This is a genomic window from Peptoniphilus sp. BV3AC2 (assembly GCF_000478945.1).
GTDB classification, from domain to species: Bacteria; Bacillota; Clostridia; order Tissierellales; family Peptoniphilaceae; genus Peptoniphilus_B; species Peptoniphilus_B duerdenii.
Map to the genome: position 1 here is coordinate 270,428 of NZ_AWXD01000008.1, position 13,023 is coordinate 283,450.

The window sequence follows — 13,023 nt, forward strand, 5'->3', positions numbered from 1 at the left end:
TTTCCTCCTTAATTAAAAACAACTTTTATTCTATTTCTTCAAAACTTGGTTCAACTGTTGTATGTTTATATCTTATGTTAGAATAGAGAATCGCACCTATGAAAACAAACACATTACCTATTAATAAATTCTTTGATAATTGAGATGCATTTAAAAATACGTTAAATAATGATGCTGCAGTAGCAAATATTACTAATATTATTAAAACAGGTTTTGATACTTTAAACTTAGAATTTGCCCATCCTTTTGGTGCAACTTCAGGCAATCTATACATAAAGAAGCATATTGCTGATGCTGCCAATTGTCCAGAAACTAAACATAAGTTACCTAAAATTCTAACACTCAAACCAGAAGTTATACATATAACTCCTATACCAAAGAAAATACTTAAAATGATTACTGGAGTCTTATACTTAGGGTGAAGATAAGCTAACTTCTTAGGTAACCATCCATCGTCACACGCTTGCATGATTGGTTTAGAACACCAGCCAAGTTGTGCATTTAGTGTAGATATCAATGCAAACATAGCTCCACATACCATAAAGAATATGTATAGAGGTTTGCTTAATACAACTGCCGCTACTTTAGCAAGGTTTTCTCCTGCAACTTCATCTACTGGTAGTACACCAGCTGCAACAAATGAAATAACACCATATAAAACAGCTACCAGCAATGTAGAAGCAATTATTGCTAATGGTATATCTCTTGTAGGATTCTTAGATTCTGCTGATAAGTTTGCTACAACGGAACCTCCTCCTGTTGCAAATGTAAGTAATCCACCAGCTTGTAATAATCCTGCTACTCCATTTCTCAATACTTGTCCATCAAAGTATCCTGGTTGAATTTTAGAAATACCCATAGCAGCAAAAAGTCCAAGAGCAACACACATCATTAAAACAATTAAATTTTGAAACTTTGCCATTTTATCTATTCCCATAATGTTAAGCACATAGAAAAATGTTAAGCATATTAAAGCAATAATTTTAACATGTTGCAATCCAAATAAAGTTGCGAAATAATCTGCAAAGGATAACGCATACATAGCTATGGAAACATTTGAAAATATGTACAATATCGTATATGCACCAGCAAGCTTTTTACCAGCTAACATCGCTACCATTGTATAGTTTCCACCACGAACACGTACGGCACTACAAATGATAACATAAGGTATTGAATACCCAATAACTAAAATTGCTGAAATTAAGAATGCAAAAGGAACTCCTCTTCCAGTGATTGCAATAGCAGCTCCCATAAGAGTCATAATTCCTGCGCCAATAATTTGACCTACAGCTGTACTCATCAAATCTTTAAAGCCTAATACTTGCTTTAATTGTTGTGTTGATGTACCCTGTTTTTTAACACCTTCATTACTCATATAAATTCCTCCCTCGGTATTATTGAATAAACATTCTTAATAGTACAATGTAATTTAAATTAAATTTTTAAATTATTTATACTTTTTATTGTTTATCCTCTAAACTAATTATACTATAAAGTATTTTACTGTCAATAGTTTTTTTGAAAACATTTTACTTTGATTACAAATTAGTTAATTTAATGTTAGAATTAAGGCTTTTAAAATTTATCCAACATATGATAATTGTTTTCAATTTTAGCCATATCTCTTATATCACTTAGATATAGTAATTCTTTTTTATAGTTTTCTATTTAATTTGAAATCTACTATGCTAAAATAACATTAAGGAGGATTTTATGAAAAAGTTTTTATTTTTTATTTCTGTTTTTGTTATCATCTTTGTACCTAAAAATATTTTCGCTTTTGCGGATGTTAATTCCCACTGGGCGAAACCTTTTGTGTCCTGGGCTTCTAAAAATGAACTTATCAAAGGTTATCCAAACGGAACTTTTAAGCCTGATGCAAATATAACTAACGCAGAATTCTACACAATCGTAAACCACTTTGCAAAATATAATACTTTTGACCACATTCACTTCAAAGATGTGAAGAAGTCCGATTGGTTTTATTCCGAAGTTTGTCGTGGTGTGAAGGCTGGTTACATAAAAGATTCAAACCTCATAATTTCTCCAAATAAATTTATAACTAGAGATGAGGCTTCTAGAATTATTGCTAGCATTTATTCTGGATATTCTCAAAACAAGCTGTGTTTTATTGATAGTATAAGTATTGTGAATAAATCTGAGGTTTCATTCCTCGTTGATAGAAAAATAATTTCTGGATATCCCGATGGAAGTTTCAAACCTCTAGGTCTTATTACTCGTGGAGAAGCAGCTGCAATGTTTTATAATGCGGATAAAAATCTAGGCGAAGCTACCAAGGATTTTATCTACATTACTATCATGGCGAAGCTTGATAACAGAGAAGACAGCGTTGTAAATACTATTAAAGTGCAAAAAAATAAAAAGTTTGAGGATACTACAAACTTTAATTTGAGTGATGGATATACTTTTGATGGATATTACTTGGACAAGGAAAGGACTAAAAAGGCTGATTTAAATAAAGGTTTCGATGAGGACACCACACTCTATGCGAAATTCAAAGGAAATTTTGTAAAATTATCTTTCTATACTATCGATAAGAATAAGAGAAAACTTGTGGCTAAGTTTGAGATTCCAAAGGGAAAGAGTATAGATTTAAATTCTATTCCTACTTTACCTATGGGTTATGCCGGCTGGTTCACCGATAGAAAGGGTGAGGACTACGCAAATTTTGAAGATGGTTTTGAAAAGAATCAAGATTTCTATGGGATTTCAAATTCTAATTCTAGTTCTAACTCCAATTTAGAGTTCACTGCCGCCTTTGTATTTCTGGATGAGTTTGGAAATTCTAGAAGAGTTGAAATACCTTCAAATTCAAACGGATACTTGGACCTTGTAAATATTCCTAATTTGCCAGATGGATTCAAGTGGTCACTGGCTTCCGATAGGTATATCGAGGCAAATCCTCTAGATAAGATCGATAGAAATATTGTTTTTTATGGCTTTAAGGTTGATTAGATTTATTATTGTTTAGAGATCCGTAAAGAGATCCCTCGACTCGAAACCTTCGGTTTCTCCCTCGGGATGACTGGTGAGGGGGAGGTTTTAAGGTTGAATAATTTTATTTTGAAATAGTGCAGTTGGATAGACTTGACCTTCAGAAGTTATACCCGTTCGACTTCAGAGCCTTCGGCTCTTTCGCTCAGGGTGACTGTAGTTGGGAAAGTATTCTCTATAAATGTTCCAGAGGAAGACAGTCACCCTGAGCGAGGAAATTTATTTCCGAGTCGAATGGGTCTAACCCTGGTGAGGTCAAGTTTGGATGATTATTTTAATTTAGATGCTATCCGGATAGCATGAGATATAATAATTATTAATTAGTAATTTTAAAATTATTTTATTTGCACAGACTTAATTAAATAGAGGTCAGATCCTTCGAAGCCCTAGCCGAAATCTTTGATTTCGTTGCAGGTCTTGTGCAAAGAGTTCCAAAAAAAACGAACGAAGTGAAGTTTGATTTGCAGAACTCGACTGCCTCTCAGGATAACTGTAGTTGGGAGGATTTTGTAGCCTTCGGCTGTGGAACCTAGAAGGTTCCGCTACAGAGATAAAATGGAATCTATATTTTTTCACGGCTACGCCTGAGGAAAGATAACGTAGTGTATAGGTTGATGGAAGCAAGATGCTTCCGCTACGTGGTGAATCGTAGTTGGGAGTGAGTTCGCTACATAAAGATCAGTTTTATCAAAAAATCCCCTAAATCTAGGGGATTTTTATATTTTAAATTTTATTCTGAAACTAGTATTCCTTTTTCTTCGTCTCTTTTTTGTAGAAGATAGATGGTGTTTTCGAATTCTTTTTTCTTCGCCATTTCTTTTAGGGTTTCGATCTTTCCTGAAGTATTTCTATTTATTATAAGTCCGTACTTTAATCCGTCGTTTGTCAAGGCGTAGTAGTCTCCATCTGAGTCGCCTATATAGAGCATTGCAGGGCGATTATATCTTCCTTTTAAAATTTCAAGATATTCCCCTTTGCCTTTGCCCATGGTCAACAGTTTTTCTTCGTCACCTTCCTCTTGTAGCACTCCGTTTCTTTCTACAAGTTCAAGACCCACTACTTTGTCGAATAGTCCTTTGGAGCATCTATTCATAAATTCATCCACTACGATTCTTGATGAGGCTGTGCATACATATGCTTTGGCACCCTTAGATTTGATATCTTGTACAAGTGCTTCTATTTCTTCAAACTTGCCAACCCCAACATCGATGTAGGAATGTAGTTTGTACTTACCTTCGAAGTTGAATTCCAATCTTTGAAAAGAAATTGATCTCGTGTAGTCATACATTTCTCCCACCATATCTCTTAGTTCTTCTTCTGTGAAGTTTTTAAATAGGTAGAGTATTCTAAATCCAACAGTCTTTTTTTTGTCGTAGTAGCTAAGTTCCAAGTATAGGTAGCACATGAGTTCTATAAATTCTACGTAGTGTGGGTTTTCTTCAAACTCATCATCTGCTACTAATTCTTCGAAATATGTGGCTGCTAAATCTGCTGCAAATTTAGCTTCATCCACTATTCTTTCATCATCTGGCAAATCTTTAAATAGAACTTCTCTAAATTCTTCTGGTGTCATTTTGTATTTTAAACTCACTAGTTGGTAGAAGAATAGATTTTCTTCTGTATCGTGCATGACATAGGAATTGTCGCAATCGGTAACTATGTAGTCCCCTTCTTTTATTGAATCTAAGAGTTCGTTTAAAACTTTGTAATTGTGCTTACTAAATCTATTTCTATACTTCTCTAACATCGATCCTCCAAATAAAAAAGGCTCACTGAGTGAACCTTTATTAATTTATTCCTAGTACCTTGTATCCGGCTTTTTCTACTGCTTCTTTAAGGGCTTCATCGTTTAGGTTTTCACCTTCAACGGTAGCTTGCTTTCTAAATAGGGAAATCTTAACGTCCAAGTTTGAATCCAGTGCTTCTAGAGCTTCTTTTACATGGGCGCTACAGTTTTCACATTTCATTCCTTCAATCTTTATAATCTTCTTCATTTATTTCCTCCTCATTACAATCCATATTTAAAATACTTTTTACCATCTTCGATAGATCATTTGAACTGTGAGATGTGTAAAGTTTAATTCCACTTCTCTTATTTTCAAAATCTCTATCCTGCAAGAATTCACTTACAGTCTCAGCAAGAGATTTTGCCGGGTCGACTATGGTCACTTCCTTGCCCATTTCTTCAAGGACTTTTTCTATGGCAGGTCTTGCCAATGGAAAGTGGGTGCATCCTAAAACAAGGGTATCGAATTCAAAATCTCTATACTCTTCTAAATATTCTTTCACCACTTGCACCGCAAGTTCGTCATCTATATGTCCATCTTCTACTGCTCTTACCAAGTTGCTACAACCTTTTGCCCTTACGTCTGCGCTTGGCACCAAGGACTTAATCTCCTCTTGGTAGATTCCATTTTCCACAGTGGATTCGGTTGCGATTATGAGTATTTTGTTATTTTTAGTCGCCTTTACTATTTCAGATATGCCTGATCTAATTATTCCAAAGATTGGAAATCCAAAGATTGCCTTTAGATATCTCTCAGCATTTGCCGTTGCCGTGTTGCAAGCGATGACCACCATATCCACATTCTGTCTATCTATAAAATTAAAAGATGTCTTCGTTAAATTTCTGATTTCACCAGGAGTCTTCTCTCCGTAGGGAAGATTCTTCTGGTCGCAATAGTATATGTACTCTTCATCTGGAAGAACTTTTAAAAGTTCCTTGAGCACACTCACTCCGCCGACTCCGGAGTCAAATATTCCAATTTTAGCCATTGTATCACCTAGTTAAATTATACACTTATAAGCTAAAACTTCCAACTTTTAAATTTATTCCCTTTTTTTCTTTATAAATGTGATGTTATCACAAAAGTTTCATTCGTTAAAATGATAACTATTATTATTTATGTTGTTTAAAATTTTTTCCAGGGTATAATTAAAATACAAAATAATTAACTAGGAGGGATTTTTAATGAAAAAACCTGAATTAAATTTAGATAAAGTGTACAAACTTTTTATAGGCGGAGAATGGGTAGAAGCTGAAGACAAAGAAACCCTTAATAGTTTTTCTCCTGCCGACGGATCTCTTTTAGCTGAGATTTCTGAAGCTACAAGATCCGATGTAGATAAGGCTGTCGATGCAGCATGGAAAGCTTTTGAATCTTATAGACACACAACTCCTAAAGAAAGAGCTAAAATTTTAAATGAGATTGCTGATATTATCGATGCAAATAAAGAACATCTTGCCATGGTAGAAACCATGGACAATGGTAAACCTATTAGAGAAACTTTGAACGTGGACATTCCTCTAGCTGCTGATCATTTTAGATATTTCGCTGGAGTTATCCTTGCTGACGAAGGAACTCTAAATAAATTTGACGCTCACAATATTTCTCTAGTTATAAGAGAACCTATCGGTGTAGTTGGTCAAGTTATTCCTTGGAACTTCCCATTTTTAATGGCTGCTTGGAAACTTGCTCCTGCACTTGCTGCCGGTGATGCAATAGTTATAAAACCATCTTCAACTACTTCTCTTTCACTTCTTGAACTTATGAAGCTTATTGAAAATGTAGTTCCAAAGGGAGTTATAAACCTTATCACTGGATCAGGTTCAAAATCAGGCGAATACCTACTTCAAAACGATAGACTATCCAAACTCGCATTTACAGGTTCTACCGAAATCGGATACGAAGTTGCAAAGGCTGCTGCTGATAAACTTATCCCAGCTACCCTTGAACTAGGAGGAAAATCTGCAAATATTTTCTTTGACGATTGCGATATGGACGTGGCTATGGACGGACTTCTACTAGGAATTTTGTTTAACCAAGGACAAGTTTGCTGCGCAGGATCAAGAGTCTTCGTTCAAGAAGGAATCTATGATGAATTTGTAAAACGCGCAGTTGAAAAATTCAAGAGCGTAAAGGTTGGACTTCCATGGGATCCAGAAACTCAAATGGGTGCACAAATATCTCCAGGACAACAAAATAAAGTTTTGGGATATATTGATGTTGCTGTTAGAGAAGGTGCTAAGATTGCCATCGGTGGCAAGAAACACGCAGACAAAGAGTTAAAGGACGGAGTATTTATAGAACCTACTTTAATTACAGAAGTTACCAACGAAATGACTGTCGCTAGAGAAGAAATCTTCGGACCAGTTGCAGTAGTTATCAAATTCAAAGATGAAGCAGATGTAATCAGAATGGCAAATCAATCTGAATACGGCCTTGGTGGCGGAGTGTTCACTCAAGATATAAACAAAGCTCTAAATGTTGCAAACTCACTTGAAACTGGTAGAGTTTGGATCAACACTTACAATGCCATCCCTGAAGGGGCTCCATTCGGTGGTTACAAAAAATCTGGTATCGGTAGAGAAACTCACAAGATGATACTCGATGCATATTCACAATTCAAAAATATAATAATTAAGACCGATGGAAAACCATCTGGGCTTTATTAATCTCCTATACTCCTATATGAAAAGAGCTTCACTACGAAGCTCTTTTTTTTGTAAAAATAAATCCCCGGTTAACCGGGGAAATTTATCTTATATTCATTGATCTGTAGTAGATGCTTAGCAGTTCATCCACATTTATATCTGTATGGGCGGAGTTTTCTGAGGTTAGTCCGTAGCTTCTAGCCATTTGGAAGTTCACTAAGTCTTCTCCCTTTAGTCCATCTATTTCCTTAAATACTTTTGAATCGAGTCCTTCTAGGTTAACTCCCCTTAGCTTAAAGATGATTTTAATTGCGTCGAGACGATCTAATTTCTTATCCATTTTTAAATCTTTAAATGGGTTATTACTTCTGTAACTAAATTGGTCAAGAAGTTTCACTCCGTCTTCTACTATGTCTGCAAGGTCTTTTACCATTGCAGATTCTAAGACATCTTTATCTTCCATAAATCCAATTTTGTATTCCAAAAGTCTTTCAAGGTCAGATTTATATTTTGATTTTTCAAGATTTATAAATTCTCCTAAATCTGAATATTTATTTAATGTTCTCGCACCTATTGGAGTTAAATCTTCATATCCGTAAACAGGTTTTAATTTGTTGTCCTTTACCATGTATAGAAGTTTGAAACTATTTTCATCGAAATAGATTTTCTTAGCTTCCTCCAAAGATTTTATTCCTTCTTTGTTCTCAAACTTTTCAGTGTATTCTCTGAGACTAAATGTACTTACCTTCTTATTGTCATTGTTAAGTTCTACTGTTACTCCATAGTTTACTACCGGCACTTCATCTTTAAGTTGGCTATAAATTATTCTTGTGCAGTAAGTGTCTGAATAGATGTTTGGATCTTTGTAGTTGAAATCTACAAGCTTCTTTGCATACTTATCTTTAAATTCTGTCGCAATCTTTATAGCTTCTTCTGCTTTTGGAGCTGTTTTTTCTTTTGTATCTCTAATGTCGTTGAAATTGGTCAAGGTTCCATCTTTTGCATCTAGTGAGAAGTAGGCTGATCTATCCTTTCTTCTCGCTTCGAAACTATATTCATACCTGTCCCCTTTGGTGATCCTTTCTCTGTCGATTTTAGAATCCTTAGGAATCAAATCTTGGACGAGTTTTCTAAGATCTTCCTTCTTCATAAGACCTTGGAACTCTTTTACAGATTTCTTTTCTACTTCGGTTAAACCTGCTGAGTCTTTGGCTTCTTCGGCCTTCATGTCGCCTTCTGCGTAGTAGATTCCACCGTCGTTAAAGTCAACTGCTTTTCCACTTACAGCATCTATATACTTCTCGTTTTTAGGCATGTAATTTAACTTTGCAGTATTGTCTTCTCCATATCTGTTTGACATATATGCAAGAATTATAGGATTTATCTTTTCAATCTTTTCTTTTGCTGAATCAAGTCCAATTAGTTTTGCATCTTTACTTACGGTTTTATCTTTTACCAAGTAATATAAACCAGAATCGTAGTAGGCTAGACTCATGTCGGATAAATCTATTTGAATTACAAGGTTTGTACCTATAACCGGCACATCACCTACATACCTTCTAAATGTAACCGCTGCAGTATTTTCGTAGTTATCGTAGTCAACGCTAACCACTTTGTGACTTCCTACAAGATTTTTATCTATCTTTTCTAAGTATTTAAGAGCCGCCTTTTCTATAGCTTCCCTACTGACATGGTCCTTTATCTTATTATCTCTATTGGAATAGTGATTGTAGCTTATTATATTTCCTTCCTTGTCCATTGAGACACTTATTCCGTCATCGCCATCTTCTCTGGACCAATGGAAGCGGTACTTTTCACTTCTTTTGCTATCCTTTGAGCTTTCTATATCAAGTTCAGTATAGTCGTCTGAAATTTCAAAAGTGTCCTTAGCTTTTAGTATGTATTCTTCCTCCGTCTTCGGATTTTTATTTACATTCTTGGAGGTAGTACCACCTTTTGCCATAGTAGAACAGGATGTACCTACTAGCATCGTAAATATAAGTAGCATCGATATTATAAATTTTGTTTTACTCTTCATTTTAGTTTCCTCCTTTACCATATTATACCCAACAATACTTTGCAATAAAACTATGAAGCCACCTTCCTTTGTGATACAATTATGTAGTTAGGAGTGCATATGAAAAAATTATTATCTATTTTTATTATTTCACTTCTTCTTTTTAATGTTTACGCACAGGGAGAAGACAGTGTTGAATTAGCAAAAGAATATAACGAAAGAATAAAACAGGAAGATTATAGAGAGCTCACAAGTTTAGAAAAAGATAGTTACACTGGAGTTTTAAAAGATAAAAATCTGTTGATTCTAGCTGTGGATGGTCTCTATGAAAAGAGAACAGAAGACATGGAATATATTTCATCTCTAAAAAACTCTGCCCTCTATTATGACCAAGCATATCTTACCAGTTCAACCCATATTCAAGACGACAGCGTCCTTACAAATCTATATGGAATGTATCCGAGGGTTAGGTCCTTCGGCAAGGATTATATCTCAGGCAAGGATGTAAAGGGTCTTCAAAATTATTTCAACGATATGGGCTATACCACAAGTTTTTTAAGTACTAAGGGAAAATATTATCTTGATTCAACTAAACTTGGCTTTAAAAACTCCAAGGTCGTTAAGGAAGATAATTTTAAAGATGAACTTATTAAACTTGGAAAGATTGACGGCAAGAATTTTATCTACTCTGTCTATTCAAAGAGAGGTTCCGATAGCAAGACTCTAGATGCATCACTTAAAAATTTAATTGAAAGTTTAAGAGCAAATGGATTTTCCGACTACGAGATTGTAATCGTCGGCACCAATTCCCAAGCTACAAAGGCAGAAAACTATAATTTAAAGGAATTAGATGCTACCAATGTACCGATCATATTTTTATCAAATAAATTGGAATCGAAAAATATAGAAGATACAGTTTCAACCATAGACCTTATGGCTACGATTCTAAACTACTACGGAGTTAGTTCCACCTATCCACAGTACGGCGAATATCTGTACAATAGAAAGTTTCCTATTACGATTATGGATAGTGACAAGCTAAGATATATTACCGACGGAAGTTTTGTAACAGAGGTAAGAGAGAATATTTCTGTTTCAAAGTCCAAAACCACAGACATTAAATCTGATTCACTTCTAAGTACGGATAGTTATAAGGACTTCATATACAAATCATTTATAGATACGGACATGTCTGAAGGTCTGACATCATTAAACCAAAACAAAGTTGTCTATAATAATAGAAACAATGTTCCTTCTATTCCTAAATACAAGGATGGAATGGTCATCATGCACGCAGGAGGATTTATAGCTGGAGTTAACTATTCCAACATGCTCGATGCGGTTAGATACCACTACAATCAAGGCAGAAGATATTTTGAACTAGATATAGAAAGATCCACCGATGGCAACCTAGTGTTGATTCACGACTTCGGCGGATACCAAAGCAAATTCTTCAATGTAACTGAAAATAAATCATTTACTTTAAAAGAATTCTTAGATTTTGAATCTGTCCATGGTTTTGAACAAATGGAGATGGAAAATCTTGTAAACTTCCTAAGAGATCACAAAGACGCCTACGTGGTTACAGATATCAAGGATAAAAACGTGGACACTCTAAAGAAAATAAAGGAAGTTTCACCAGAAACCTTGGATCAGATTATACCTCAAATCTATAATTTCAGCGAATATAACGAGGTAAAATCCCTAGGATATAAAAATATAATTCTAACACTGTACAAAATAAATAGTCCCGATAGAGAAATCATAGACTTTGTAAAGGCAAATAAACTCTACGCGGTTACAATGTCTCGGTCAAGACTCGATTCAAAACTATTTAACGAACTTAAAAAGACCAATGTAAAGATCTTCACCCACACTGTAAATAGTATGGATGAACTTAAAAAATATAAAGAAAAAGGCGTATTCGGATTCTATTCCGACGTGCTTTAAGGAGGAAAAATGTTAAGTGTAAATAATATTTCTGTAATTTTTCCAGATAAAAAACTATTTGACGATGTGAATCTTATCTTCAACGACGGCAATTGCTACGGAGTAATCGGAGCAAACGGCGCTGGTAAATCTACATTCCTTAAGATTTTATCTGGAGAAAAAGAACCAACCACCGGAAATGTTTCCATGGAAAAGAATAAGAGAATGTCAAAGCTTGCCCAAGACCACTATGCTTTCGACGAATACCCTGTAATGGATACGGTAATCATGGGCAATAGAAAACTCTATGACATAATGAAAGAAAAAGATGCAATCTACATGAAGCCGGACTTCTCTGATGAAGACGGCATGAAGGCAGCAGAACTTGAAGCAGAGTTTGCAGAAATGGGCGGATACGAATCAGAATCCGAAGCATCAACCATACTTCAAGGTTTAGGTATAGGCACAGAGCTTCACTACGAAACCATGTCTGATCTAAAAGAAAGTGAAAAGGTAAAAGTACTTCTAGCACAAGCCCTATTCGGAAAACCTGACGTGCTTCTACTTGACGAACCTACAAACGGTTTGGATATCAAGGCTGTCCTTTGGTTAGAAGACTTCCTTGCAGATTTCAACGGAGTAGTAATAATCGTATCCCACGATAGATATTTTCTAAATGAAGTATGTACCCACATGGTGGATATCGACTTTGGAAAGATAACTCTATTCGTTGGAAACTACGATTTCTGGTACGAAAGTTCCCAACTCGCTCTTCAAATGGCAAAGGACCAAAACAAGAAAAAAGAAGAAAAGATCAAGGAACTTCAAGACTTCATCAGAAGATTCTCTGCAAATAAATCTAAATCAAAACAAGCAACCAGTAGAAAGAAACTTCTCGACAAGATCACCCTCGATGATATCAAACCATCTTCAAGAAGGTATCCTTTCATCGGCTTCGAACTATCTCGTGAAGTTGGAAATGAAATCTTAAATATAGAAAATTTAAATATAAAACTCGGTGACAAGGATCTTTTAAAAGATTTTTCCATGAGGGTTAACAAGGACGACAAGATTGCATTTATAGGAAACGAACTCGCTATCTCAAGTCTATTTGAAATAATAGAAGGAAATAGCGATGACTACGAAGGAGAATACAAATGGGGACAAACCATCACCAATAATTATTTTCCTAAGGACAACTCATCCTACTTCGACGGAGTACATCTAAACCTTGTAGACTTTTTAAGACAGTTCTCAGAAGAACAATCTGAAATCTACCTAAGAGGATTTTTAGGAAGGATGCTATTCTCAGGAGACGAAGTTCTAAAAGAAGTAAACGTACTAAGCGGGGGCGAAAGAGTGAGAATGATGTTCTCAAAGATGATGCTAAAACCATCAAACGTACTGATCTTTGACCAACCTACAAACCACTTAGACCTAGAAAGTATAGAAGCAGTGAACAAATCACTAACCGCATTTAAATCAAATATACTATTTACTTCTCACGACCACCAATTCATCTCCACCATCGCAAATAGAATAGTGGAAATCTTTGAAGATGGAACCTATCGTGACGAAGCAATCGGATACGAAGACTATATAGAAAAATATTACAAAAACTAAG

General features: G+C 35.1%; 9 protein-coding genes. 4 read left to right on the forward strand and 5 right to left on the reverse strand.

Translation table 11 applies throughout. From position 1 onward, the window contains the following. Nucleotides 1-25 precede the first annotated feature (25 nt). The gene (locus HMPREF1252_RS03125; protein ID WP_023059331.1) at nucleotides 26-1,378 is read right to left on the reverse strand and encodes an APC family permease; all 1,353 of its coding nucleotides are present in this window, start codon (nucleotides 1,376-1,378) and stop codon (nucleotides 26-28) included. A 338-nt stretch (nucleotides 1,379-1,716) separates the two neighbouring features. Between HMPREF1252_RS03125 and HMPREF1252_RS03130 the strand changes: the two genes are divergently transcribed. After that, on the forward strand, nucleotides 1,717-2,979 hold the full coding sequence (locus HMPREF1252_RS03130) for an S-layer homology domain-containing protein (RefSeq protein ID WP_023059224.1): 1,263 nt from the start codon (nucleotides 1,717-1,719) through the stop codon (nucleotides 2,977-2,979). 769 nt (nucleotides 2,980-3,748) lie between these two features. On the opposite strand, the gene HMPREF1252_RS03135 is transcribed toward HMPREF1252_RS03130, so the two are convergent. The 3 genes from HMPREF1252_RS03135 to murI are packed head-to-tail and all read right to left on the reverse strand — an operon-like array spanning nucleotide 3,749 to nucleotide 5,793. Continuing rightward, nucleotides 3,749-4,765 (reverse strand): haloacid dehalogenase-like hydrolase, encoded by a 1,017-nt coding sequence (locus HMPREF1252_RS03135; RefSeq protein WP_023059379.1) that lies wholly within the window; start codon nucleotides 4,763-4,765, stop codon nucleotides 3,749-3,751. 40 nt (nucleotides 4,766-4,805) lie between these two features. Further along, nucleotides 4,806-5,012: a heavy-metal-associated domain-containing protein gene (locus tag HMPREF1252_RS03140; RefSeq protein WP_008901517.1), complete on the reverse strand. Its 207-nt coding sequence runs from the start codon at nucleotides 5,010-5,012 to the stop codon at nucleotides 4,806-4,808. Next, nucleotides 4,990-5,793 (reverse strand): glutamate racemase, encoded by an 804-nt coding sequence (murI, locus tag HMPREF1252_RS03145; RefSeq protein WP_023059203.1) that lies wholly within the window; start codon nucleotides 5,791-5,793, stop codon nucleotides 4,990-4,992. Before murI ends, HMPREF1252_RS03140 begins: the two co-directional genes overlap by 23 nt. Before the next feature lie 196 nt (nucleotides 5,794-5,989). Here murI and HMPREF1252_RS03150 point away from each other — a divergent pair, with 196 nt between their 5' ends. Then, on the forward strand, nucleotides 5,990-7,474 hold the full coding sequence (locus tag HMPREF1252_RS03150) for an aldehyde dehydrogenase family protein (protein ID WP_023059183.1): 1,485 nt from the start codon (nucleotides 5,990-5,992) through the stop codon (nucleotides 7,472-7,474). 82 nt (nucleotides 7,475-7,556) lie between these two features. Here the strand turns inward: HMPREF1252_RS03150 and HMPREF1252_RS03155 are convergent, their stop codons facing one another. Then, a complete protein-coding gene (locus HMPREF1252_RS03155) occupies nucleotides 7,557-9,491 on the reverse strand; it encodes a YcdB/YcdC domain-containing protein (RefSeq protein ID WP_023059282.1) in 1,935 nt (644 codons plus the stop codon). Nucleotides 9,492-9,590: 99 nt separating this feature from the next. Here HMPREF1252_RS03155 and HMPREF1252_RS03160 point away from each other — a divergent pair, with 99 nt between their 5' ends. Both HMPREF1252_RS03160 and HMPREF1252_RS03165 read left to right on the forward strand, forming a co-directional pair. Continuing rightward, nucleotides 9,591-11,420: a hypothetical protein gene (locus HMPREF1252_RS03160; protein ID WP_023059367.1), complete on the forward strand. Its 1,830-nt coding sequence runs from the start codon at nucleotides 9,591-9,593 to the stop codon at nucleotides 11,418-11,420. Between the two features lie 9 nt (nucleotides 11,421-11,429). Further along, nucleotides 11,430-13,022, forward strand: coding sequence for an ABC-F family ATP-binding cassette domain-containing protein (locus HMPREF1252_RS03165; protein WP_023059289.1), 1,593 nt, complete (start codon nucleotides 11,430-11,432; stop codon nucleotides 13,020-13,022). Nucleotide 13,023: the final 1 nt, after the last annotated feature.